The organism is Permianibacter fluminis (assembly GCF_013179735.1).
Taxonomy (GTDB): domain Bacteria; phylum Pseudomonadota; class Gammaproteobacteria; order Enterobacterales; family Permianibacteraceae; genus Permianibacter; species Permianibacter fluminis.
The window spans coordinates 1,066,583-1,089,380 of the sequence record NZ_JABMEG010000001.1 but is presented as its reverse complement, the minus strand read 5'-3'; the positions used below and the strand labels follow the sequence as shown (position 1 = coordinate 1,089,380).

The 22,798-nt window shown below is 60.3% G+C and carries 21 protein-coding genes; 9 read left to right on the top strand and 12 right to left on the bottom strand.

The features are described 5' to 3' along the window. Positions 1-39: 39 nt before the first annotated feature. The 8 genes from HPT27_RS04860 to HPT27_RS04825 form a co-directional block, all read right to left on the bottom strand. Positions 40-1,098 (bottom strand): saccharopine dehydrogenase family protein, encoded by a 1,059-nt coding sequence (locus HPT27_RS04860; RefSeq protein ID WP_172239734.1) that lies wholly within the window; start codon positions 1,096-1,098, stop codon positions 40-42. After that, positions 1,095-1,952, bottom strand: a complete 858-nt coding sequence (locus HPT27_RS04855) for an SDR family oxidoreductase (RefSeq protein WP_172239731.1) — start codon at positions 1,950-1,952, stop codon at positions 1,095-1,097. The genes HPT27_RS04860 and HPT27_RS04855 overlap by 4 nt, the downstream gene beginning before the upstream one ends. Before the next feature lie 105 nt (positions 1,953-2,057). Then, on the bottom strand, positions 2,058-4,091 hold the full coding sequence (locus tag HPT27_RS04850) for an ATP-binding protein (protein ID WP_172239728.1): 2,034 nt from the start codon (positions 4,089-4,091) through the stop codon (positions 2,058-2,060). A 10-nt stretch (positions 4,092-4,101) separates the two neighbouring features. Beyond that, positions 4,102-4,389: a hypothetical protein gene (locus tag HPT27_RS04845; RefSeq protein WP_172239726.1), complete on the bottom strand. Its 288-nt coding sequence runs from the start codon at positions 4,387-4,389 to the stop codon at positions 4,102-4,104. Between the two features lie 52 nt (positions 4,390-4,441). Beyond that, positions 4,442-5,248, bottom strand: a complete 807-nt coding sequence (locus HPT27_RS04840) for an SAM-dependent methyltransferase (RefSeq protein ID WP_172239723.1) — start codon at positions 5,246-5,248, stop codon at positions 4,442-4,444. Between the two features lie 119 nt (positions 5,249-5,367). Next, complete coding sequence (locus HPT27_RS04835) at positions 5,368-6,075, bottom strand: YoaK family protein (RefSeq protein ID WP_172239720.1); 708 nt, start codon at positions 6,073-6,075, stop codon at positions 5,368-5,370. Then, the gene (locus HPT27_RS04830) at positions 6,072-6,773 is read right to left on the bottom strand and encodes a DUF2238 domain-containing protein (protein WP_172239717.1); all 702 of its coding nucleotides are present in this window, start codon (positions 6,771-6,773) and stop codon (positions 6,072-6,074) included. The genes HPT27_RS04835 and HPT27_RS04830 overlap by 4 nt, the downstream gene beginning before the upstream one ends. A 293-nt stretch (positions 6,774-7,066) precedes the next feature. Then, positions 7,067-8,065, bottom strand: a complete 999-nt coding sequence (locus HPT27_RS04825) for a LysR substrate-binding domain-containing protein (RefSeq protein ID WP_172239714.1) — start codon at positions 8,063-8,065, stop codon at positions 7,067-7,069. 510 nt (positions 8,066-8,575) lie between these two features. Here HPT27_RS04825 and cysG point away from each other — a divergent pair. The 4 genes from cysG to HPT27_RS04805 all read left to right on the top strand — a co-directional run bounded on the left by cysG (position 8,576) and on the right by HPT27_RS04805 (position 12,264). Next, positions 8,576-10,021 (top strand): siroheme synthase CysG, encoded by a 1,446-nt coding sequence (gene cysG / locus HPT27_RS04820; protein ID WP_172239711.1) that lies wholly within the window; start codon positions 8,576-8,578, stop codon positions 10,019-10,021. Positions 10,022-10,126: 105 nt separating this feature from the next. Further along, the gene (gene apaG / locus HPT27_RS04815) at positions 10,127-10,507 is read left to right on the top strand and encodes a Co2+/Mg2+ efflux protein ApaG (RefSeq protein WP_172239708.1); all 381 of its coding nucleotides are present in this window, start codon (positions 10,127-10,129) and stop codon (positions 10,505-10,507) included. A 155-nt stretch (positions 10,508-10,662) separates the two neighbouring features. Continuing rightward, the gene (locus tag HPT27_RS04810; protein WP_172239705.1) at positions 10,663-11,469 is read left to right on the top strand and encodes a symmetrical bis(5'-nucleosyl)-tetraphosphatase; all 807 of its coding nucleotides are present in this window, start codon (positions 10,663-10,665) and stop codon (positions 11,467-11,469) included. Positions 11,470-11,595: 126 nt separating this feature from the next. Continuing rightward, the gene (locus HPT27_RS04805; RefSeq protein ID WP_172239702.1) at positions 11,596-12,264 is read left to right on the top strand and encodes a hypothetical protein; all 669 of its coding nucleotides are present in this window, start codon (positions 11,596-11,598) and stop codon (positions 12,262-12,264) included. 67 nt (positions 12,265-12,331) lie between these two features. On the opposite strand, the gene folA is transcribed toward HPT27_RS04805, so the two are convergent. After that, positions 12,332-12,907 (bottom strand): type 3 dihydrofolate reductase, encoded by a 576-nt coding sequence (gene folA, locus HPT27_RS04800; protein WP_172239699.1) that lies wholly within the window; start codon positions 12,905-12,907, stop codon positions 12,332-12,334. A gap of 65 nt (positions 12,908-12,972) precedes the next feature. Then, positions 12,973-13,329 (bottom strand): ArsR/SmtB family transcription factor, encoded by a 357-nt coding sequence (locus HPT27_RS04795; RefSeq protein WP_172239696.1) that lies wholly within the window; start codon positions 13,327-13,329, stop codon positions 12,973-12,975. Positions 13,330-13,443: 114 nt separating this feature from the next. Here HPT27_RS04795 and HPT27_RS04790 point away from each other — a divergent pair, with 114 nt between their 5' ends. From HPT27_RS04790 to HPT27_RS04775, 4 genes are all read left to right on the top strand, one after another. Next, positions 13,444-14,517, top strand: a complete 1,074-nt coding sequence (locus HPT27_RS04790) for an efflux RND transporter periplasmic adaptor subunit (protein WP_172239693.1) — start codon at positions 13,444-13,446, stop codon at positions 14,515-14,517. Continuing rightward, positions 14,514-17,876 (top strand): efflux RND transporter permease subunit, encoded by a 3,363-nt coding sequence (locus HPT27_RS04785; protein WP_172239690.1) that lies wholly within the window; start codon positions 14,514-14,516, stop codon positions 17,874-17,876. Before HPT27_RS04790 ends, HPT27_RS04785 begins: the two co-directional genes overlap by 4 nt. Before the next feature lie 114 nt (positions 17,877-17,990). Continuing rightward, the gene (locus HPT27_RS04780) at positions 17,991-18,200 is read left to right on the top strand and encodes a YgaP family membrane protein (protein ID WP_172239687.1); all 210 of its coding nucleotides are present in this window, start codon (positions 17,991-17,993) and stop codon (positions 18,198-18,200) included. Between the two features lie 2 nt (positions 18,201-18,202). After that, positions 18,203-18,586, top strand: coding sequence for a DUF302 domain-containing protein (locus HPT27_RS04775; protein WP_172239684.1), 384 nt, complete (start codon positions 18,203-18,205; stop codon positions 18,584-18,586). Between the two features lie 198 nt (positions 18,587-18,784). Here the strand turns inward: HPT27_RS04775 and HPT27_RS04770 are convergent, their stop codons facing one another. Further along, the gene (locus HPT27_RS04770; protein ID WP_172239681.1) at positions 18,785-19,297 is read right to left on the bottom strand and encodes a beta-lactamase hydrolase domain-containing protein; all 513 of its coding nucleotides are present in this window, start codon (positions 19,295-19,297) and stop codon (positions 18,785-18,787) included. Positions 19,298-19,510: 213 nt separating this feature from the next. Between HPT27_RS04770 and trxC the strand changes: the two genes are divergently transcribed. Then, positions 19,511-19,963 (top strand): thioredoxin TrxC, encoded by a 453-nt coding sequence (gene trxC, locus HPT27_RS04765; protein WP_172239678.1) that lies wholly within the window; start codon positions 19,511-19,513, stop codon positions 19,961-19,963. On the opposite strand, the gene HPT27_RS04760 is transcribed toward trxC, so the two are convergent. After that, entirely contained in the window at positions 19,951-22,797 is a 2,847-nt protein-coding gene (locus HPT27_RS04760) for a response regulator (RefSeq protein ID WP_172239675.1), read from the bottom strand. The two genes, trxC and HPT27_RS04760, sit on opposite strands and share 13 nt — an antisense overlap. Position 22,798: the final 1 nt, after the last annotated feature.

Below are 22,798 nucleotides of genomic sequence, written 5' to 3'. Positions count from 1 at the left end.
CTGATGCAGGCGTCGGCTGCCGGCGCTTGCGGCGGGCGTCTATTGCAGCTGCAGGGCGCCGGCCCCCGGCAATCGGCAGATCAGGTTCGCATCGACCAACCGTGAGGGCGTGAAGGCGCCGCCCGGCCCTTTGTAGTGCTCCAGGTGGGCGACCACAGCCAACGCTGCGTGCACGGTCAGCGTGTAACCATTCGGCACCTCGATGCGGGCGGTTTTGCTCGCGCCACTCGCGTTGCGCGCTTCGCCCCACACGTAGGTGCGCGCCTGACTGCGCACGCTTTCACTTGGCCCGCGCACTTTCTTTTCAATCTGCTTTTTCATGAACGCCTGGACAAAACCGAGGCCCAGCAGCGCCCGGATCCAGTTCAGTCGCTTCAGCTTGCTGACCAACGCAGGCGATGCCGGGATATAGACTTCGATGTTGGGAATGCCGGTGCTGTGATAAGCAGTCGAGACATCGCCCCAGGGAATGGTCATCGCCAGTTTTTCGCCGTTGCCAAAATCGATGCGACGAGTCTTGGCTGCCAGTGGCACCGTTTTGATCACGCCACCTTCGCGGATTTTGCCGCCTTGCGCCAACCCCTCGACCGAGGTCTTGGCGGTGCCGGGACTGAAACTGGAACGGGAATCAAAACCGAGCGCGAGCTGGGTGGCATCCGGCAGCGCCGCTTTCAAGGCACTGGCGACGCAATCGGTTGGCACCACATCAAAACCGACGCCGGGACAGATCACGACGCCGGCTTGTTTTGCGGCAGCGTCCAGCGTCTGCGCGTGTTCAAACACGCTGATCTCGCCGGTGATGTCGAGGTAATTCACTTTCGCCTGCAGGCAAGCCGCCATCATGGGCGCGGCGGTCGCGGAAAACGGTCCGGCACAATGCAAGACGGTTTCGATTCCGGTCAGCTGCGCGGCGATCTGCGCCGGCGTCTCCAGCGCAAAGACCCGATAGGCAAAGCCGAGCTCATTCGCCAAGGCTTCCAGCTTGCCGCGATTGCGGCCAGCCAGCACCGGCTGCAAACCTTGCAGCTTGGCTTGCCGGGCAATCAGTTCGCCGGTGTAGCCGTTGGCGCCGTAAATCAAGAATCCGCTAGCACTCATGACGATTTTCCCAAAGTGGTGGCAGCCTGATTTTTCTGCTGCTGATAAGCGGCCGCTTTGGCGTTACGCTGACGGATGTAATTCAGCATGGCGCGCACATACAAACCGGTCGACAAGCGTTTGAGCCAATACAGCCGTTTGCTTTGCGGCTGGCTGAGCACAAGAAATTTCTTTTTGTCGACCGCGCGAAGAATGTCATCGGCGATTTGTTCGGCGGTAAAGCCGGAGCGCTTGATCAGCCGCTCGACCACGCCGCGCATTTCCGGATTCGGAGTCTGCAGGCTCAGATGCAAATCGGTATCGAAAAATGACGGGCAGGCAACCGTCACCCCGATGCCGTCGTCATGCAGTTCCATCCGCAGCGTTTCCGACAAGGAAATCAGCGCTGCCTTGCTGGCGTTGTAAGCCGCCATGGTTGGCGCATTGGCAATGCCGGCAAACGAGGCGATATTGACCAGATGACCGGCGCGCTGTTGCCGCATCTGCGGAATCACGGCGCGGCAGGCGCGCACCACACCGAACAGGTTGGTATCAAACAGCGCCTGCCAATCGGCAACCGGCGTATCAACAATATGACCGGCGTGGGCATAGCCGGCGTTATTGACGAAGACATCGATGCGACCCAATTGATGCACCGTCGCGTCGACAAAGCTGCGCACACTGTCTTCGTCGGTGACATCACAGCGCCAGCTGAACACGGTCGCCTTCATTGCTTCCAGTTGCGCGCGCGTTTCCAGCAATTTGTCGATATTGCGACCGGCGATCGCGACCGCGCTACCACGCGCCGCATAGCGCAGCGCCAGCGCGCGACCGAGGCCGCTCCCGGCACCGGTGATGGCAACCACGTGGGTCATGGCAGCTCCGTTGGTAAGACCAGTATGGAAAGTCTGTTACCTTGCGGCATTCGGCGCAGCGATGCAAGCGCAAACAATGCTTGTGCTGCAGCGGCTGAGTCAGATTCAGGATACTGCGCCGTTGCGCGGCGCCAACGGCAAACTGAACCAGAACGTACTGCCCTGTCCGGGCGTCGAGATCAGGCCAATTTGGCCGCCCTGGTGTTCGATCAACTGCTTGCAGATGGTCAGACCCAAACCGGTGCCACCGTATTTGCGAGACATCGAACCATCGACCTGGACAAACGATTCAAAAATGCGCTCGTGAAATTCTTTTGGCACGCCGACACCGGTGTCCTTGATGCTGACCCGGACCGCATCGGGCAAGCATTCAGCGTGGATATCGATGGCGCCGTGATCGGTGAATTTGCAGGCATTGTTCAGCAGATTGATGAACACCTGCTGGATACGGGCCGGATCGACCCAGACCCGCGGCAATTCACCGGTGACATGATTGCGCAGCAGCAGGGATTTTTTCTGGATCTGCGGCAGGCAGATCAACAGCGCCTTGTTCAGCGGCTCGCGAATATCGACCGACTGGCAATCGAACATGGCGTTGCCACTGCGCAAATGGGCCGACTCCAGCAGTTCATCGACGACCTCGGTCAGGCGCCGGCCACTGTCGGAAATCATCGCCGCGTATTCGCGGGCATGCGGCTCCAGCGGCTCGGCCAACAGCAATTCTGACAAGCCAACAATTCCGTTCAGCGGCGTGCGCAGTTCATGCGAGGTATTGGCCAGTACCCGGTCCTTGACGGCATCCAGCTCGCGCAAATGCACGATATGGCTCTGCTCACGGCGCAGTTCCAGTTTGTGCTGCCGGCGAAGGTAGTAGAACGTCGCCAGCGACAGCAACAAAATGCTGACAATGACCACCAACATGAATCCCTGACGCTGTTGCTGCAGTTCCAGCTGCTGCACCCGGTTCTCGGCGCTGAGTAATTCAATCTGCCGGCTTTTGCGTTCGCTGTTGAATGCAGCATCCAGCAGCGCTGCACGCTGGGTGCTGCGCTCATCAATCAGGGTTTGCCGGAGATCACCCGCCTGTTCCAGATATACCAGCGCCTGGGACAATTGGCCCTGCTGCTTTTCCAGGGCATAGAGATCATCGAGGATGATGACCAGATTGGCTTGATCATTACGCTGGCTGGCTTTGTCGCGCAGCTCCTGCAACAGGCTGCGCGCTTCGTTATAGCGCTTCAGCTGCACCATGGCGTTGGCCTTGATGCGCAGCAAGTTGACGTCGCGGGCGTTGTTGCCGGTTGCCATCATCAGCGCCAGACCGCGCTCGGCGTGCTGCAGCGCTTCGGTCGGGCGGTTGAGTTGCAACAGCTCGTGGCCAACGGCGGCGTGATAGATGTGCGTTGCCAGCTTGTCGCCATTGGCGCTAGCCAGCGCCAGCGCCGACTGGTAGGCCTGCAGGGCTTGCTCGTGGCGTCCCTGGACGCTTTCAGTCAAGCCGCGCAGCTCGGGTACCGACATTTGCAAATAGGGTAGCTCGGGGTGTTCCTGCAGCAGTTTGTTGATCAGGCCGATGTAACTTTCCGCTGGCGCAAACTGGCGCAGATCAATCAGCAGAACTGCGATAGCCTTCAAAGTGCCGCCGCGCCGTTCTACATCGTCCGTCTTTTCGTATGCCTGCAGCGCCCGCTGCTGCGCCACCAGCGCCTGCTCCGATAACCCGGCATCACGATAGATGTAGCCCTGGATCATGGCGGCACGCGCCGCAATGGCAGTGAACCCTCGCTGTTCAGCGAACCGCTCGTTGTTGATCACCTCGGTGAGCGCGGCAGCGGAGTTGCCGGCAAAATACTGGGCATAAGCGCGATCATTGCGCAGCATGGCGATGGCGACCGGATCGGTCTGTTCGGAAAACCGTTGCAAGGCCAGATCGGCCAGTGCGATGGCACGAGCGGTGTCCTGGCGGCTGTAGTAGCCCACCAGATCCACTGCAGCCGGTAACTGCTCTGCGGCAGGCAGTTGCTGCCAGCGTTGGTACAGCTCGTTGGCCGATTGCTCGGTCAGTGCCGCCTGGGCACTGACCGACAATTGCAGCAGCAGCGCCAGGATGACCCAGCGCAGCAGCTGACCAAGGCGCATTACCACATCATCAGTGCGTGCTGCGGGTCGCGGCGTCCGCGCGTTTGAATTTGCCAATGTTGTTGTTGGTGTTGTTATTGGCATTGTTATTCCACTGCATATAGGTCATGCCGAGTTCTTTCATCATGTGCTGATGCAAGTGATGCGGATCTTGCGCCGCTATCAGCGCACATTCATCAGCATTCAGGCCGATTTCCTGCAGCAGTTGCTGGCGGCTGTCAGTGCCGGCTTCATAGCGCCGCTGATACTCCGGATTGATTGCCAGTTGCTGAAAAAATTGTGCGAGTTGACTAGCCATTGCGGTGCTCCCTGTTGTGGTGGTGAATCCCGAACGGATTTTCGCCGGCTTTTCAAGCCGGCGAAAAGGCGGCCAGATCCTGTTCGCTCAAACCCAGCTCAGCCAGGCGCTCGCTGGCAAACTCGGGCAAGCACAGGGCTGGAATCAGCAAGGTACTATACGGTTTGGTCGCAATCGAGAGCAAATCGGCCAGCGGAAACCAGTCGATGCGGGTCGGAAGGCCCGGAATGGAGGCCGCTTCGTAAATACACAGGCGGTGGTCTGGCGGAAATTGCGTGAGCAGCATGTTCTGGATGACCCGCATGGCATTCGGGCCCGGTGCGTATTCGGTCAAGGTGCATTCACCGACGATGCCAATTTGCCACAGCAACATGGTAACGGTGGGATCGATCGGCCGACGCGAGAACAGGAAGGCGGTCGCTTCGTACGACACGCAACCGTTGTCGGACGGATCGATGCCCAGGTCGGCAAACAGGCAATCTTCGGCCGAGATACCGGGCAACATCCGGGCCCGGTAGCCCAGCGCCCGCAAGCGCCGGATGGCTTCATGAGTGGGCGTGACAAAGACGCCGGGATGACCGTAGAACACCGTGCAGACATACTTCCCGGCCTGTACTTCATCGATGATGCGCTGCGTCATCGCTTCGTAGGTTTGCGGTCGGGTGCGGCCGTCGCCATACAGCGACATCAGGCTTTCGGTCTGCGGATTGAGCTGCAACAGATAATCCGCCATCACGCCATTCGGAATTGCCGCAAGCACGATGTCGGCGCGTTCAATTTGCGCTTTTGCTTCCATGGTCAAGTGACCAAAACTGATGCCGGTGCCGACTACTACCAGTTCGCCTTTTTTTGCCGTCATGTGCAGTCACCGCTCCTGTGGTTTTCTGTTGTCATCGAGGGATTTTTTTTGCGCCAAGGGTTTGAATGGTCGACCGGTTTGGCGACGGATCATTTCTATGTTCGTTTATCGGGGTTCGTTTATCGACGGTCGTCCTGTTGTCCGTGGCCAATCACGGGGCCGGTTTGCCGGCTCTGCCGGTGCCGATAAATCCAGTAGCACAGTGACAAAAACGCCGCCATGGCCGCTGGCGCTGCCAGCGCGCTGTAACCCCAGCGCAGATACGCTGCTGCACCAACAGTGCCACCGACAATGAAGCCACTGAGCAGAAACAGATACAGCTTCACCCGGCGGCTATCGACCGGCAAACCGCGCAGCGCCTGACCCAGATAAATCCCGAGATCGGTGAACATGCCGGAGACATGGGTGGTGCGAATCACCGCGCCGCTGTAAGTACTGGCCATGGCATTTTGCAAACCGCAGGCAGCGGACGCGAGATAGTGGCCGGCATCTGAACCGGAATTGAGCAAAACCATCGCCAGCAATAACAACAGTGATTCCAATAGCAGCGCCACGCCATAGCGGCGGCCGAGCCGCAGATGAGCATCGCGAATGATGAGACCGCTGGTGACCGCACCCAGAACGAAAAACAGCAGGATCAGCAACAAATGCCAGCTGGTGGCGAAATCAGCCTGTGCCAGCGTGGTGCCGAGGATGGTCGAGGTGCCGGTCAGATGCGACACCGCCTGATGCTTGAAGCCGAGAAAGCCAACCGCGTTGACCGAGCCGGCAATGAACGCCAGCGCGACGCCGCCCGTTTCCACCCACGGTGGCAGCCGTGCCGTCATGTTGCGCGCGCTCCCGCAGCCGGTTTGTCCGCCGGATCGCGCCGCGATGGCTCGGCATTCGGCAGCAGGCTCTGCAATTGTCGATCGTGATAACGAGCCAACGTCAGTTGCGCGAGGATGGCACCGACGCCCGCCAGCGCCATGTCTTTCTGGGTATCCCAGACATCGCCTTGCAGTGCCAGAAATTCTTCGGCGTTGCCACCGAGTGCAACGGCAGCGCCCCACTCGATCAACTCATAGACCGAGCTGATGGCCAGACACACGCAGCAGACCAGAAAAAACAGCCAGCCACCGCGCTTGAGCGGCGTCAGTCGCAGCAGTAATTCCCGCGCCACCATGGCTGGAATGAAACCCTGAGCCAGATGACCGACCCGATCATAGTGATTGCGACTTAAGTCCAACGCATCTTTCAGCCAGTCGAACGCTGGCACCCGGGCATAGGTGTAATGACCGCCGACCATCAGGATCAGGCTGTGCAGCAGAATCAGCACGTAGAGCAAAGTGGTCAGCGGAAAGCGGCGCCGGGTCCCTGTCAGCAGCACAAGCGCGACCAGTGCCGGCGTCACTTCCAGCCACCAGGTCAGCCGATCAAATGGCGCGATCGCAGACCAGATCAGCACCAGCGTGAACACCGCCAGCCAGCCCAGCGCAAACCGTAGCGTAAGGTTCGGAGTGGTCAGCGGCGCGGTGGTGGGCATTGAGAGTAGCTCGCAGCGATTTGCCCCGAGTGTAACAAAGCGGGCGATTTGTCCGGCAGCTATTTGGCAAGCGTTCTTTTTGTCGCGGGGCTTTTTTCAGAGGCTGTTTTCGGAGGCTTTTTCTCCGGGAGCTGTTCTTCAAGAAGCTTTTCTTCGGGGAGCTTTTGTCGAGCGGCCCGCTGTTGTTGATACGCAGATTGCCGGCCGACGCTTGTCAGCGGTTGCATGCGACGCAAAAAAACAAACCCCGCCGAAGCGGGGTTTGTTGACCGGTTACGGCATCAAACGACGACTCAAGCCGCCTTGATGATGTCGATGCTGCCTTGCGACCAGCGCGGCGTCCGGTCGATCAGCGGATACACGCTGCTCTGCCCGGCGATGATCGCTTCCAGTTCGGCCTGACCGATATGCGGGGTTAGCCACTCCAGCAGCTGGCGACCGTAGCGGCGCAGCAGCGTGTTGTGGCGCAGCAGCACCCAGGTCAGGCAGGACGGAATGGCGCTCGGCGCCGGCAACGCGACCAGCTCGTTCAGATCGTCACGGCTGACCGCCATTTCGGCCAGGATGCCGACACCCATGCCAGCACGCACATAGGTTTTGATCACATCGGCATCGCGCGCGGTGATGGCGTATTTCGGCGCCAGCCCCTGCTCGCGAAACGCCTGGGTCAGCGAGCTGTCGGCATTGACCGACGAGTCGTAGCTGACCAGCGGGTACTTGGCGAGATCGGCCAGTTGCAGCGGTCGCTTGAGCTGGGTCAACGGGTGATCTTTGGGTACCAGCACCACGCGCTGCCAGCGATACGCCGGCAAACTGATGAGCCCTTCCGAGGCGGCACCGGTGCTGGAGTTGAATCCGAATTCCACGGCACCGCTTTTCACCTTGGCAACGATGTCGGCATCGCTCTCTTGGGCGATATGCAGCGACACATCCGGATAGCGCTGGCGGAAACGGGCAAGCGCTTCGGGCAGCACGAAGCGGGCCTGGGTGTGGGTGGTGGCAATGGTAATGGCGCCTTTGGCGTCGGCACGCGAATCGGCGGCCAGCGATTTGATGTTGGCGGCTTCGCGCAGGATGACGCGGGCCCGTTCAATGATGGTTTGACCGGCCGGCGTGATGCTGTCGAGGCTTTTGCCCTTGCGGGTGAAAATCCGCAGTCCGAGCTCGTCTTCGAGTTGTTTCAGCTGCTTGCTGATGCCCGGCTGGGTGGCGTACACGCGCTCGGCGGCGAGTGTGATGTTCAGGCCTGAATCGGCAATGGCGATAAGGTAGCGTAGCTGTTGCAGGGTCATGACAACTCTCTCCGTTGCGATCGTTGCTGGCGGCGGTCCACAAGGTTCATCTCGGCATAAAATCGTTTGGCTACTGGGTTACCGGCACAGGTAAGTTTTACGGTTTTCATTGGATTACTCCTGGTTGTATAGCTATTTCGGATAGCTTTCGGGCCATAGCCATTTGGATGGCTACACGGCTGACTATACCGGCTTATAACGATTCGTCAACTGGCAAATTCATTATTTCCGGTCTGACCTGCTGGCTCACATTGTTGCAACGCAGCAAGCCGAATATGCCCGCATCGAAAGCCGGAGCGCAAGCCCTTCCGGCGTCGGCCATATGCCGGTCTGTTATGGCAACCATGCCGGCCGCCATTTCCCGCGCTTCCTGCCAGTCCGTACTTTGGCCATCCAAATGCGCTCGATTGTCCGGGCGTTTTCCTGACCCGGCGCGAGGCGCCACCCGCAGCAATGACGCTGCGGCAATGGGCGGGCGTCGGCTGCGACGTCTGTCGCATGGAGACCGCCATGGATTACTTTCCGTTGTTTCTGAATCTGCACGGCCGGCCGGTACTGGTGGTCGGTGGCGGTGCCGTTGCTGCCCGCAAAATTGATCTGCTGCGCACTGCCGGCGCCCGGGTCACGGTAGGCGCCCCGGAACTGCTGCCGGAATTGGCGGCGCTGGTCAGCACCGGAACATTGCAGTGGCAGCAAGGCGAGTTTGATCGCAACTGGTTGCCGCACAACACACTGGTGATTGCGGCCACCGATGATCGCGCGGTCAATGCCCGGGTCGCGCGCGGCGCCGAGGCGCTGAACATTCCGGTCAATGTGGTCGATGATCCGGAACTGTCACGATTCATCGTGCCGGCTATTGTCGATCGCTCACCACTGCTGATTGCGATCAGCAGCGGCGGCCGGGCGCCAGTGCTGGCACGCCGGGTCCGCGCGCAACTGGAAACCGTGCTCGATGAATCCCTCGGCCGCCTGGCCGATCTGGCCGAACGCTTTCGCGGCAAAGCCAAACAGGTTTTTCGCTCGGTCGGCGAACGGCGACTGTTCTGGGAAAAGGTCTTTGACAGCAACGTGCCGGCGCTGGTGAAAGCGCATCAGGATGCCGATGCTGAACACGCCATTTCGCAATTGCTTGCTGGTGAAGCGGTCAATCGATCGACCGCCGTCACCGCACCGGGTCAGGTCAGTCTGGTTGGTGCCGGTCCCGGCGATCCGGGTCTGCTGACGATCAACGCATTGCGTGCACTGCAGCGTGCCGATGTGATCGTGCACGATCAATTGGTCAGTCAGGCGGTGCTGGATTTGGCGCGCCGCGATGCCGAGTTGATCGATGTCGGCAAGAAAGCCGGCGATCACAAAACCTCGCAGGAGCGGATCAATGCGCTGCTGGTCACGCTCGCCCGCCAAGGCAAAAAGGTGGTGCGCCTGAAAGGCGGCGACCCGTTTATTTTTGGTCGCGGCGGCGAAGAGCTGGAGCAGTTGCGCGCGCACGATATCCGTTTTGATGTGGTGCCCGGCATCACTGCCGCGCTGGCCTGCGGTGCCTACGCCGGCATTCCGCTGACCCATCGCGAGCACGCCCAATCGGTGCGTTTTGTTACCGCGCATTGCCAGGCCAAAACCGGTGACAGCAGCAGTCACGAGCCGCTGGACTGGCCGTCGCTGGCCCGTGATCGGCAGACGCTGGTGTTCTACATGGGCGTTGCCCAGCTGGAAACTATCCGCACACAATTGCAGGCCCACGGCCGCGCCGGCAGCACACCGTTTGCACTGATCGAAAACGGTTCGCGGCCGGAGCAACGCGTGATCACCGGCACGCTGGCCGACTTGCCGGAACAAGCCGCCGCTTTTGCGGTGCGCTCGCCGGCCCTGCTGGTGGTCGGGGAGGTCGCGGCGCTGGCCGAGACGTTGCATTGGTATGGGCAATTGCCGCAGCAGGCGGCAGCGAAAGCGGCCTGAAGCCGGTCGCGCCGGCCTTGTGCCGCCGCTTGCGCGTCGCCATATTCGGACCGACAATGCAAACAAGGCACCGGTCCGCTACCGGACCCGCAACAGGAGACCGACGTGGAGAGAACGCCGTACCATTTCGACATCAAGGTCAAAACCCAGTACGTCGAGGATCAATCCAATCCGGACGACAGCCGCTATGTGTTCGCCTACACCATTACCATCAAGAACGATGGCGATCTGCCCGCGCAACTGGTCAGCCGGCATTGGGTGATCACTGACGCCAATGGCGAAACGCTGGAAGTCAAAGGTCAGGGCGTGGTCGGCGAGCAGCCGTATCTGAAACCCGGTGAAGAATTTGAATACACCAGTGGCACCGTGCTGGCAACTCCAGTCGGCAGCATGCAGGGCACTTACCATATGAAGGGCGATGACGGCGCCAAGTTCGACGCCATGATCCCGGCCTTCAGTCTGGTCGAGCCGGGTCAGCTGCACTGAAGCGTTGGTTGACTGCGTTCGCAGAAAAACAAATGGCCGGCTTTGCCGGCCATTTGTTTTTCTGGCTGCACGGCAGATCGGCTAAGCTGCCGCCATTCGCGTTGCATTTATAATTTATTCGCGATTTACCGTTTGCTCACGACAGGTTACCCACGATGGCGACACATGCAATTGGCGATCTGCAAGGTTGCCTGCATCCGCTGAAAGAATTGCTCGGCAAGCTGCAGTTTTCCGCCGATCGCGATCAACTCTGGTTCTGCGGCGATCTGATCAACCGCGGCCCCGACTCGCTCGGCACCCTCCGCTTTGTCCACGGCTTGCGTGACAACGCCCGCATCGTGCTTGGCAATCATGATCTGCATTTGCTAGCGGTAGCGAGTGCTTGCCATCCGGTCAAAAAAGGCGACACTCTCGACGACATTCTGCACGCACCGGATCGCGACATATTGCTCGAATGGTTGCTGCAACAACCGCTGGCAATCCAGCAGGATCAGTGGCTGATGACGCATGCCGGTGTGCCACCCGGTTGGCGCGCCGAAGATGCCCTGCGCGCCAGTGCCGAAGTCAGCCTGCAATTGCAGCGCGACCCGCGCCAGTTTTTCAGCGAAATGTATGGCAATGAACCAAGCCGCTGGCAGCCGGATCTGCAGGGCAGCGAACGCTTGCGTTACAGCGTCAACGCGCTGACCCGGATGCGCTTTGTCAGCGCCGACGGCGCGCTGGAACTGAAGCAAAAAGGCGCGCCGGGCAGCCAGCCGCCGACGTTGATGCCTTGGTACCGGCACCCGGATCGGCCGGCGGCCGACCATGAGATCCTGTTTGGCCACTGGGCCACACTCAATGGCAAGGCCGATACCGCTGGTGTCCATGCGCTCGACACCGGCTGTGTTTACGGACAGCACCTGACGGCCTTGACACTGGAAACCCGGGTTCGGACACAGGTGCATGGTTGGCAGCGCTGACGACGGCAGGTACTGGCTGACCCAGCCGACGCTCATGCTAGACTGGCCGAAATTTGCCAGCGCACGCCGCCAAACGTGCGTGCGCGCCCTCACCTGCTCGCGCTAACGCCAACAAGGAACTCTGCAATGCGCACTGCTCTGCTGCTCTCTTCGCTGGGTTTTGCCAGCCTGCTGCTCGCCCCTGCTCACGCCGCTGATCCGCTGACCGGCCGACCGCTGAAAGAAGATTCGCGATATCTGCACAACAGCCAGTTTCTGCTCAGTTTTGGTATCCAAAATGGCGGCAATGAGATGTGGGCGTTGACGGATAAAGATACCGGCGAGCAAGTCGATAGCTCGCGCGCCGGCGGCTATACCCGATTGACCTTCGGTGGTGATATCGCGCTTGGCGCATCGGCATTCAGCGTCGAAGTTGTGGCGGGAGTGCTGCAAGACTCCCTCAGAGGAGACCTCGATTCGGGCAAGTCGGTATTCAAACGAAAAATCATTGAGTTGATCCCATTCTGGAATTTTGACCGACATCGCGTGGGGGTCGGCGCAGTGGCTCACCTCGAGCCGACCTTCTATGCCAACCCTGCCGGCCCAGGTGGATACAGCCAAGAATTTGAGGACGCGGTTGGTGCGGTACTTCAATACGATATTCGTCTCGACCAGAATATTTCGGTGGGCGCTCGTTACACCTATATCAGCTACGAGAAGACCGATGAAATTGAAATGATTGGCTCGCGGCCGCTGCTACCAAGGAATGAATACAGCGGCAACGCATTTGGCATCCATATCACCTATGCATTTTGAGTCAAATTGAGCAAAGAAAAAGGCCGCGCAACTGCGCGGCCTTTTTCTTTGCTGACAAGAGCAATGTTCAGACAATCTTCCAGCCCTTTTCCACTTTCGCCGCTTTCACTTCTTTCGGCGCGTCAACGGTGCGCTCGTAGACCACGAAACTGTAGTTGTACGGGTTTTCCGCGTCCGGCGTGTGCGACTCGGAACTGATCTCGCGCCAGCGGTGTTTGGACAAATCCGGGAAGAAGGCATCGCCGGGCACGTTCAGTTGAATGAAGGTCAGGTACAACCGGTCGGCGATCGGCAGCGCCTGTTCGTAAATGCTGGCACCGCCCATGATCATGATCTCTTCAGCGGCATGACCTTCGGCAAGCTTCAAAGCCTGATTCAGGTCACGCGCCAGCACGACACCGGTTGGCTGGTAATTCGGATCGCGGCTGACCACGATGTTGACCCGCATCGGCAGCGGCTTGTTGCCGATCGATTCGAAGGTCTTGCGGCCCATGATGACCGGCTTGGCCATGGTCAATTGTTTGAAGTGACGCAGATCGGCCGGCAGATGCCAAGGCATCTTGTTGCCATAGCCGATGACCCGGTTCGCGGCCATGGCGGCGATCAGGGCGATACGGGGTTTTGCTTGAATGGTAGTCGCCATTCCAGGTCCTTGGGTTAGCGGCTGCTGCAGCTGTTCAGTGTTGCTCGGGTCGCGAAGTATACCGATTAGTTGCCATCTGCCGGCAGCTGTCCCTGTTGCAAAAGTTGCTGCAGCGCCAGCGTCGTTTCCGCCTGTTTGACCAGCTGACCACAGACGATGTCGCAGAGCTGGTAGGTGCTGGCATTGGCCATGCGGTAGTAGGCCGCGGTGCCGCGCGGTTCACGCAGGATCAGGCCAGCTTGCAGCAGCACGCTCAGATGCTTGGAGACATTGGCCTGGGTGCTGGCGGTCAGTTGCACCAGCTCGCTGACATTGCGCTCGCCATCGCGCAGCACATTGAGCAGCTTTAGCCGGCGCGGTTCAGCCAAGGCTTTGAACACTTCGGCGACCCGGATCAAGGCCGCATCGTTTAATCCTTCCATACTCGAGGTCCCGGCTACGGACTGGCAGTCCCGGTGGAGCAGCATCATAACAGAGGCTTGACTATATATATACATAGCCATATAGTTATATATAGATTTTAACGGAGCCCACTCATGCCTGCCCGTTTCCAACTGCTCAGCCTGATTTTGCCTGCCTTGCTGGCGGCCACGCCGGTGGCTAGCGCCGCCGATACCGTCGCCAGCCAAAGCCTGGGCCAGACCCCGTCCCAAGCCCTGCCAACCCTGACCGTGCAGCGCAATCAGAGCGGCGGTCGCTATGTCGCCGATGGGGTGGTAGAGGCCGTCCGGCAATCAGTGATTTCGGCGCAGACTTCGGGCCGGGTGGTCGAACGGCCCGTCGAGGCCGGGGCGTCAGTCAAGCGCGGTAGCCTGCTGTTGCGCATCGATGACCGCGAAGCGGCACAGGCCGAATCGGCCCGGCGGGCCGAGCTGGCCGCTGCCGAAGCGCAATTGGCCAATGCCCAGAGCGAGTTGGAGCGGACCCGGCAACTGTTCCAGAAAGCGTTGGTCGGCCAGGCCGCGCTGGACCGGGCCGAAACCAGCCAACGCGCTGCGCTGGCCCAGGTCCGGGCGCTCAGCGCCTCGTCTGAGGTCTCCACCACCCAGCGCAGCTTCACCCGGCTGCTGGCGCCCTATGACGGCCTGATCGCGGCCGTACAGGTGCAGGTCGGCGACATGGCAGTGCCCGGCAAGCCGTTGCTGACGGTGTACGACCCGACCGCGATGCGGGTTATCGCGTCGCTGCCGGTCGCCCAGCTTGGCCAGTGGCAGCGCGAACAGCCGCTGACCATCAGCCTGCCTGATAACGCCCTGACGCTGGCGGCGTCCGCCGTCACCGTGCTGCCAGTCACCGACCCGAATGCCCAGCAAGTGCAGATCCGGCTGGAACTGCCGGTGGCACCGGCCGGCCTGCTGCCCGGGATGCTGGCCAAGGTGGCGTTTCCCGTTGGCAGCCGACCGCGCCTGCTGGTGCCGGCCAGTGCGGTTGTGCAACGTGGCGAGTTGACCGCGGTGTATGTGCTGAACCGGCAGAACGGTTTCAGCCTGCGGCAGATCCGCCTTGCCGGCACCGACGGTGACCATGTCGAAGTGGTCGCGGGCCTGAGCGATGGCGAAACCATCGCGCTCGATCCGTTCGCCGCCGCCCGGCAGCGAGGCACGCCATGAGCCATTCACCCTCGCCGGATGAAAACAGCGCCGCGCTCGGTTTTGCCGGCCGCATCGCCGCCCGTTTTCAGGACAACGCCCTGACCCCGTTGCTGGCGCTGATCGCCGCATTGCTCGGCTTGTTCGCGGTGCTGGTGACTCCGCGCGAAGAAGAACCGCAAATCGATGTGACGATGGCAACGGTGCTGGTGCCGTTTCCCGGCGCGTCGGCCAAAGATGTCGAGCAAATGATTGCCGTGCCGGCCGAGCAAGTGCTCGGGCAATTGGCCGGGCTCGAACACATCTACTCGGTTTCCCAGCCCGGTGCGGCGCTGATCACGGTGCAGTTTCAAGTCGGCGTCAAACGCGAAACCGCGCTGACGCGTCTGTACGACGCCGTGCACAGCAATGCCGACTGGTTGCCGGCCAAACTCGGCGCCTTGCCACCGCTGGTCCGAGCCAAAGGCATTGATGATGTGCCGGTGCTGGCACTGACGCTGGCCAGCCAACGCCGAGATAACAGCGCGTACGATCTCGAACGCGTTGCGCACAATCTGGAAAACGAATTGAAGCGCGTGCCGGGCACGCGCGAAATCAAAACCCTCGGCGGTCCCGGCCGGGTTATCGAAGTGCGGCTGGATGCGACCCGACTGGCCGCTGCCAACCTGACTATCGCCGATTTGCGCTATGCGCTCAGCAGTGCCAATCAGGGCCTCGCGGCCGGCGATCTGGTGCAGGACAACCACAGCATTCGGGTCGATGTCGGACCGTTTCTGGATTCTGCCGACGCGGTTGCCAATCTGGTGGTTGGCGTGCGCCGCAACGTCAGCGATCACAGCAGTGTGCCGGTGTATCTGCATCAGGTTGCCGAAGTCGTCGAAGGCCCGGCCAGCCCGAACCATTACGTCTGGCATTGGCAACGCACCACAATCGGTGCAGACGCAAACACTGATCGAAACACCAATGCTGACGTCGCTACCAACGCCTTGCTGACCGGCGAGCAACCGGCGGTGACCTTGCAGATCACCAAGAAACCCGGCAGCAATGCGGTGACCGTCACCCGCGCCGTGCTGGCGCAGGTCGAACAACTGAAAGGCGTGTTGATTCCGGATGAAATCAATGTTCATGTCAGCCGCAATTACGGCGAAACCGCCAATGCCAAAGCCACCCAGCTGATCCAGAAACTGATTTTCGCCACGCTGTCGGTGGTGGCGCTGGTGTTGTTCGCGCTCGGCAAGCGGGAGGCGGCGATCGTTGGCATCGCTGTGCTGCTGACGCTGACCGCCACGCTGTTCGCGTCCTGGGCCTACGGCTTCACGCTGAATCGGGTGTCGTTGTTCGCGCTGATCTTTTCCATCGGCATTCTGGTCGACGACGCCATTGTCGTGGTCGAGAACATTCATCGGCATCAGCAGTTGCACCCGGGTCTGTCGCTTTCCGCCATCATTCCGCGCGCCGTCGATGAAGTCGGCGGCCCGACCATACTGGCGACCTTTACCGTGATCGCTGCGCTGCTGCCGATGGCCTTTGTCAGCGGATTGATGGGCCCGTACATGGCGCCGATTCCGATCAACGCCTCGATGGGCATGCTGATTTCACTGGCGATCGCATTTGTGCTGACGCCGTGGCTGGCACGACGCTGGTTGGCACATGCGGGTTCAGCACACACAGGCTCTTCACATGCCAATTCTACAAATAACGAGCTCGCGAACCGGCAAGACAGCAGAAGTCTGCGACTGTTCCAGCGGATTTTCACGCCGTTGCTCGCCGAGCAAACCGGCAGCAGGGCGCGGCGCAAACTGCTCGCCCTGATCGGCGGCTTGATCGCACTGTCACTGGCCTTGCCGGTACTGCAGGCGGTGGTCATGAAAATGCTGCCGTTCGACAACAAATCCGAATTCCAGCTGATGGTCGATCTGCCGGAAGGCGCACCCGTCGAGCAAACCGCCACCGTGCTGCATGCGCTCGCTGACTATCTGCAAACCGTGCCGGAAGTGACCGACTATCAGGCCTATGCCGGCTTGTCAGCGCCGATCACGTTTAATGGCCTGGTGAGGCAATACGATTGGCGACAAAGCCCGGAGCTTGGCGATCTGCAAGTCAATCTGTTGCCGAAGAGCGAACGCCACGAAAAAAGTCACGCCATCGCCCAGCATCTGTTGCCGGCGCTGCAGCAAATCGCCGATCAATATGGCGCTGATCTGAAACTGGTCGAAGTACCGCCCGGTCCACCGGTGCTGGCGCCGATCGTCGCGGAAGTTTACGGACCGGACGATGCCGGTCGCCTGCAGGTTGCCAAACAGGTTCGGGCTGCGTTCGCCGGCCATGCCGATATCGTCGGCATTGATGACAGTTCGGTCGCGCCAACGACGCGGCTGCAATTGCAGGTCGATCGCAACCGGGCAGCGCTGCTTGGAGTATCGCAAGCGGAAATCGCCAGCACGCTGCGCACCGCGCTGAGCGGCGAAGACGTCACCTATCTGCACGATGGCCTGGCCAAGTATCCGGCGCCGGTCCGGTTGACCTTGCCGCGCGCTAATCAATCGCAACTGGATGACGTACTGAAGCTGACCGTCACCAGCAGTACCGGCAAGCAGGTGCCGCTGTCGGAACTGTTGCGGGTCGGACACCAGCCACGCGAACAGGTGCTCTATCACAAAAATGGTTTGCCGGTGATCTACGTGGTCGGTGACAAAAGCGGCCAGCATGATCACAACGACAGTCCGCTCTACGGCATGTTCGGCATCCGCAGCGAGCTCGACAAAATCAATATTCCGGGTCAGGGTCGGCTCAGCGAATACTTCATCAAGCAGCCGCCGCAGGCCTGGACCGGATACGCCATCAAATGGGATGGCGAATGGCAAATTACCTATGAAACATTTCGTGACATGGGCGCTGCCTACGCGGTCGGCCTGCTGCTGATCTATCTGCTGGTGGTGGCCGAATTTCGTTCCTACATCACGCCGCTGATCATCATGGCGCCGATCCCTTTGACGATTATCGGGGTAATGCCCGGCCATGCCCTGCTCGGTGCGCAATTCACTGCCACCTCGATGATCGGCATGATCGCGCTGGCCGGCATCATCGTGCGCAATTCAATCCTGCTGGTCGACTTCATTGAACTGCAGATCAAGCAAGGGCTGCCGTTCAAGGATGCGATCGTGCAGTCGGCCGCGACCCGCGCCCAGCCGATCATTCTGACCGGATTGGCGGCAATGCTCGGCGCCTTCTTCATTCTTGATGATCCGATTTTCAACGGTCTTGCCATCTCGCTGATTTTCGGCGTCATGGTTTCCACCGTGCTGACCCTGGTGGTCATCCCCTTGCTGTACTTCATCGTGTTCCGCCGCCGGCATTTGCAGGCTGGCGTGGCGAGCTGAAGCTGTGACGGAACCTGGTTTCAGCAGTACGGGTTTTTGGTAAGTGCTTTTTTATGGATCGTTTTTGGTAAATCGTTTTTCTGGTGAGTTGGCGTTATTGAGAGGAGTGCAATCATGAAATCCTGGCAAATGGTGCGGATGTTCGCCGGCTTCTTTGTCTTGTTGTCGCTGGCGCTTGGCGTCGAGCAGAGCCCGTTGTTTGTCTCGTCCTATTGGCTGCTGTTCACCGCCTTTGTCGGCCTCAACTTGTTGCAGAGCGCGTTCACCAAGTGGTGCCTGCTGGAAACCATTTTGCGCAAGCTTGGCGTGCAACCGGGAGTCTGACCATGCGTTACGTTGTCGACAGCAAGAAAAGCGTCGAGCAGGCAGTAGCGGATTTGACTGCGTCCGTGCAACGCCACGGCTTTGGCGTGATCCATCAGCACGATCTGCAGGCAACGATGCGCAACAAGGGCGTTGAGCTGCCAAACGCCTGCCGGGTGCTTGATGTCTGCAATCCGCACAAGGCAAAAGAAGTGCTGAGCGCCGACATGGGCATGGCAGCCGTGCTGCCGTGTCGGGTCGCGGTATATGGCGATGAAAAGGGCACCCATATCGGCATGATTATGCCGACCGCCCTGCTGGCGATGTTCAGCAATGCCCCGGAGATGTTCGGCGTTGCCGAAGAAGTACAACAGAAATTGATCACGATGATCGGCGAGGCGCGCTGAAACAGCACTATCGCCTGCCGTGCCGGCAGCTGCTGTCACGGTCATTTGGTGGGTTGTGCTGCGAACGATACCGGGCGACCTCTGGCATGAGCCCGGCGACAAGAACATAGCCACACGAACACAGCTACACGAACACGGCCGCAAAAACACAGCAAGCTCGCCATGACCGGCCGCAGCGGTCATGGCGATTGCAGTCAATCAGTGCTGCGTCGTCGGCGTGCTCAATCGCTCGCGCACCACTTTTTCCAGCGACGTCATGCCGGCACTTTTGCCGAACTCGATGGCGTCGTCGACACTCTGGCCGCTGGCAGCGGCCCGTAAGGCCAGCAAGGCACCGGCGCGATTACCACTGGCGCAGTGCACCAGGGTTTTGCCGTCGGCCTTTCGCATCGCGCTATCGAGTTTGGCCGCGTTGCCAACGGTAACATCGTCAGCGCCAGCAATCGGAATGGTCACGTAATTCAAACCGAGCTCGCGTGCGCTGGCCGCTTCATCAAAACCGGCGTCTTCACCGGCACCGCGCAAATTGATGATCGTGCTGACGCCGGCCGCTTTCAGCTTTTCCATATCTGCCCGACTGGGTTGGCTACCGGTCACCAGTTCAGGGCTGATTTCCTGAACGGATTTCATGTCAAGCGCCGGCAACTCGGCCGCGCGCACCGGGCCAAACACGGCCAACATCAGCAACGGGGCAATCCATGCGGTTTTCATGTTGCGTTCCTCCTGATTGAAAGTGAGTGGACGGAAAATTTCAGGGTGGACATTACCTGCACCGAATCCTGTTGCTGTGATCAACGTGCCTGACGACGACTGCAAGGCAAAAGGTACATATGCAGCGCGGACTTGCAAACGGGTTAACGCACCCCATTTAATTGGCAATCCTTATTCGGCCGGGGTACTGGCCATGCGCCATGGCAAACCATCATGACCGATCTCGCTCACCTGACCTGCCCCAGCTGTCAAACCGGCAATCGCATTGCGGCCGAGCGCTTGGCACAACAGCCGCTATGCGGTCAGTGCAAGGCGCCGCTGTTTCAGGGCAAACCGGTGGAAGCCACGACCAGCACGCTGGCGACCATACTGCGCAATACCGATCTGCCGGTGGTCGTCGATTTCTGGGCACCGTGGTGCGGCCCGTGCAAGGCCTTTGCGCCGATTTTTACTGATGCCGCCCGCAATCTGGAACCGAACATCCGCTTCGTCAAAGTGAACACCGAAGCGGAGCCGCAACTGGCCGCCCAATTCGCCATTCGCAGCATTCCGACCCTGATGATCTTTCACGGCGGTCAGGAAATTGCCCGGCAAGCCGGCGCCATGCATGGCGGACAATTGCGGCAATGGCTGGTGCAGGAACTACTCGGCGATCAGGCTTCCTGAACGCTCGCCGTCAGCAAATTCCAACGCTTCAACACTTCCGCCAAGGCATCCAGTTTGACCGGCTTGGTCAGGTAGTCATCCATGCCGGCAGCCAGGCATTGCTCGCGGTCGCCTTTCAAGGCGTGCGCGGTCATCGCGATGATCAATTGGTGCTCGCCATTCTGTTCGTGTTCGCGGATCGCGCGGGTCGCATCAAAGCCATCCATGTCCGGCATCTGGCAATCCATGAACACGGCATCAAAGCGCCGCTGTTGCAGCAAGGCGGCCGCCGCGCGACCACCGTCCAGCGACGTCACCTGAAAGGCAAAACGCTCAAGCAACTTCTGCGCGACCCGGCGATTGATGTCGTTGTCATCGACGATCAGCACTTGCCGCTGCCCGTGACTGGCGAGCGGCGAAACGGTGTTGACGGAAGGTAACGGAGCCGCCGCCAACGTCGGCTCCGGCAGCACAGCCGGCGGCAGCAAACTCGAAAACAATTCGGCCGGCCGCAGCGGCAACGGCACGATGCCATCGGCCTGCAATTGCCGATCACGCAGTTGTTTGCGCGCCTGCGGACCGGCCAGCAACAAAATGCGACAACCGGGCAGCTGCTGTTTCAGGCTGGTCAATCGGGTGGCGGCATCACTGCTGGCCGGCAACAATAGCAGCGCCGGGCGCGCGGCAATGAGCGACGCCGGGCCGACGCTGCCCACTTCGACGTAACGCACGCCGGCCTGTGCCAGCAACTGCTGCAACTGCTGGTGCAACTCCGCCGGCAATTGATAACCAAATACGGCCGGAACCGGCAGCGCCGCGATCGCTGCTGGCGCGGTCTCCAGCACGCTCAACTGAATCTGCACGATGAAGCGCGAACCTTTGCCGATCGTACTCTCCAGACTGATTTCTCCGCCCATCAGACGAGCCAACTGGCGACTGATGGTCAAACCCAAACCGGTGCCGACCAGCGCCCGGGCATCGGCAACGCCTTGGGCAAACGGCTCGAACATTTGCGCCTGCTGCTCCGGCGCAATACCGATGCCGGTGTCCTCGACAACGAGCTCCAGCGTCTGCCGGGCGCCAGCTTCACCTCGCCATCTGGCGTGCAAGGTGACCGAACCCTGCTCGGTAAATTTGATGGCATTGCCAAGCAGGTTCAGCAGAATTTGCCGCAGCCGCAGCGGGTCGCCATGAACCCGCACCGGCGCCGTCAACGGCAGCTCGTACAGCAGCGTCAGTTGTTTCTGTTCGGCTTGCAGCGCAAACACATCGAGCACCGATTCGAGCAATTGGCGCAAATCGAAGGTCTGCTCATGCAGCTGCAAGCGGCCGGCATCGAGTTTGGACAGATCCAGAATGTCATTGACCAGCCCGAGCAGCGCTTCACCGCTCTGCCGTATCGTCTGCAACAGTTCGCGCTGCTCGCCGTTCAACGGCGTGTCCTGCAGCAACTCGCTGACGCCGATGATGCCGGTCATCGGGGTGCGGATTTCATGACTCATCTGGGCCAGGAAACGGCTGCGACTGGCGGCGGCCGCTTCGGCGGTCTGCCGGCGATGGCGCAGGCGAAAGAAAATCAGCAAACCGATTACCAGCAACAGCAGCGCCGCCAGCGAGCCGGACCAGATCGTCAATTGCTGCTGACGCACCTGCAATTGCTGAATCTCGTTTTCGCGGGTCAGCAGCGCGATCTGGTTTTCCCGCTGAGCCAAGGATTGCCGACTCTCGAACTGGCCGATCCGCAGCGCGGCTCGCTCGGAAAAAATATCCCGGGCCAATTGCTCGCGCTCACGACTGGCCGTGAGTGCGCCGCGCAAATCGCCTTGCGCTTCGAGTAGCTGAGTCTTGGTTTCCAGCACTTCTTGAAGCTGGGTGCGATTGCCGATGCGTTTGCTGATCGCTTCGGCCTGCGCCATTTGTTGATTGGCTTCGCGAAAATCACCTTGCTGCATGGCCAGCCGCGCCAGCTCGCTGCGGGTATTGGCTTCACCGGCTTCGTCGCCAATCTGATCCCGCAAGGCAAGAGCCTGTGCAAACGCGGCGCGCGCCGCACTCGACTGTTTCAAACCACTCAAGGCCAGGCCGCGATTGTGCTGAATATGGGCCTGCACATACGGCTGCTGCTGCTGACTGGGGATGGCAGCCGCGCGCTGCGCCCAATCCAGTGCCAGCTGGAACTCGCCGGCGCGGATATACGCTTCTGACAGATTGCTGCAGGAATAGGCCTGCAGTTTTTCATCACCGATACTGCGCGCCAGCTGCTCGGCTTGCCGCAGCATGGCAAAGGCATCTTCGAGCCGTTTGAGATTGAGGAACAACACGCCCAGATTGTTCAGCGTCGAGGTTTTCCGGCTCAGGTTGCCGAGCGCATCTTCGAGTACCAAGGTTTGTTGAAAGTAATTCAAGGCGCCTTCGGCATCGCCGAGATTGCGGCTGATCACGCCAAGCGTATTCAGGTTGCGCGCTTCCGCTCGCTGGCTGCCGAGCTCGCGGGCCAGCATGAGACCGCGCTCGGCTTCGCGCTGGGCACGGGCGTAATCACCGAGCATCGAATAGGACCAGGCCAGATTGGCCTGCAGCAGACTGTTCAGCTCACGACTGCGAAATTCGGTTTGCCGCTGCAGCAGCGCCAGCGCTTCGCGCGCCGTATCAAGCGCGGCCTGTGGCTCCGAGCTGCGATCCAGCTCGGTCAGTTGATAGAGCAATTCGGCGCGTTCGAGACCGCTGGCCTTTGGTAGCGCGGCTTCAATTTTGGGCCGATCGGCAGTAGTGGGTGCGACGCTGTCGATGGCTCGGGCAGCACTGCCGAACCAGAGCAAGCCACTGGTCAGTAGTACCACGCCGAGTCGTTTCATG

Excerpts from the sequence above, each read along its gene's own strand:
- HPT27_RS04830 (WP_172239717.1), bottom strand. The coding sequence starts at position 6,773 with ATGCCCACCACCGCGCCGCTGACCACTCCGAACCTTACGCTACGGTTT.
- HPT27_RS04795 (WP_172239696.1), bottom strand. The coding sequence starts at position 13,329 with ATGGAAGGATTAAACGATGCGGCCTTGATCCGGGTCGCCGAAGTGTTC.
- HPT27_RS04845 (WP_172239726.1), bottom strand. The coding sequence starts at position 4,389 with ATGGCTAGTCAACTCGCACAATTTTTTCAGCAACTGGCAATCAATCCG.
- HPT27_RS04775 (WP_172239684.1), top strand. The coding sequence starts at position 18,203 with ATGCGTTACGTTGTCGACAGCAAGAAAAGCGTCGAGCAGGCAGTAGCG.
- folA (WP_172239699.1), bottom strand. The coding sequence starts at position 12,907 with ATGGCGACTACCATTCAAGCAAAACCCCGTATCGCCCTGATCGCCGCC.
- HPT27_RS04860 (WP_172239734.1), bottom strand. The coding sequence starts at position 1,098 with ATGAGTGCTAGCGGATTCTTGATTTACGGCGCCAACGGCTACACCGGC.
- HPT27_RS04780 (WP_172239687.1), top strand. The coding sequence starts at position 17,991 with ATGAAATCCTGGCAAATGGTGCGGATGTTCGCCGGCTTCTTTGTCTTG.
- cysG (WP_172239711.1), top strand. The coding sequence starts at position 8,576 with ATGGATTACTTTCCGTTGTTTCTGAATCTGCACGGCCGGCCGGTACTG.
- HPT27_RS04790 (WP_172239693.1), top strand. The coding sequence starts at position 13,444 with ATGCCTGCCCGTTTCCAACTGCTCAGCCTGATTTTGCCTGCCTTGCTG.
- HPT27_RS04760 (WP_172239675.1), bottom strand. The coding sequence starts at position 22,797 with ATGAAACGACTCGGCGTGGTACTACTGACCAGTGGCTTGCTCTGGTTC.
- HPT27_RS04805 (WP_172239702.1), top strand. The coding sequence starts at position 11,596 with ATGCGCACTGCTCTGCTGCTCTCTTCGCTGGGTTTTGCCAGCCTGCTG.
- HPT27_RS04835 (WP_172239720.1), bottom strand. The coding sequence starts at position 6,075 with ATGACGGCACGGCTGCCACCGTGGGTGGAAACGGGCGGCGTCGCGCTG.
- trxC (WP_172239678.1), top strand. The coding sequence starts at position 19,511 with ATGACCGATCTCGCTCACCTGACCTGCCCCAGCTGTCAAACCGGCAAT.
- HPT27_RS04770 (WP_172239681.1), bottom strand. The coding sequence starts at position 19,297 with ATGAAAACCGCATGGATTGCCCCGTTGCTGATGTTGGCCGTGTTTGGC.
- HPT27_RS04810 (WP_172239705.1), top strand. The coding sequence starts at position 10,663 with ATGGCGACACATGCAATTGGCGATCTGCAAGGTTGCCTGCATCCGCTG.
- HPT27_RS04850 (WP_172239728.1), bottom strand. The coding sequence starts at position 4,091 with ATGCGCCTTGGTCAGCTGCTGCGCTGGGTCATCCTGGCGCTGCTGCTG.
- HPT27_RS04825 (WP_172239714.1), bottom strand. The coding sequence starts at position 8,065 with ATGACCCTGCAACAGCTACGCTACCTTATCGCCATTGCCGATTCAGGC.
- HPT27_RS04855 (WP_172239731.1), bottom strand. The coding sequence starts at position 1,952 with ATGACCCACGTGGTTGCCATCACCGGTGCCGGGAGCGGCCTCGGTCGC.
- HPT27_RS04785 (WP_172239690.1), top strand. The coding sequence starts at position 14,514 with ATGAGCCATTCACCCTCGCCGGATGAAAACAGCGCCGCGCTCGGTTTT.
- HPT27_RS04840 (WP_172239723.1), bottom strand. The coding sequence starts at position 5,248 with ATGACGGCAAAAAAAGGCGAACTGGTAGTAGTCGGCACCGGCATCAGT.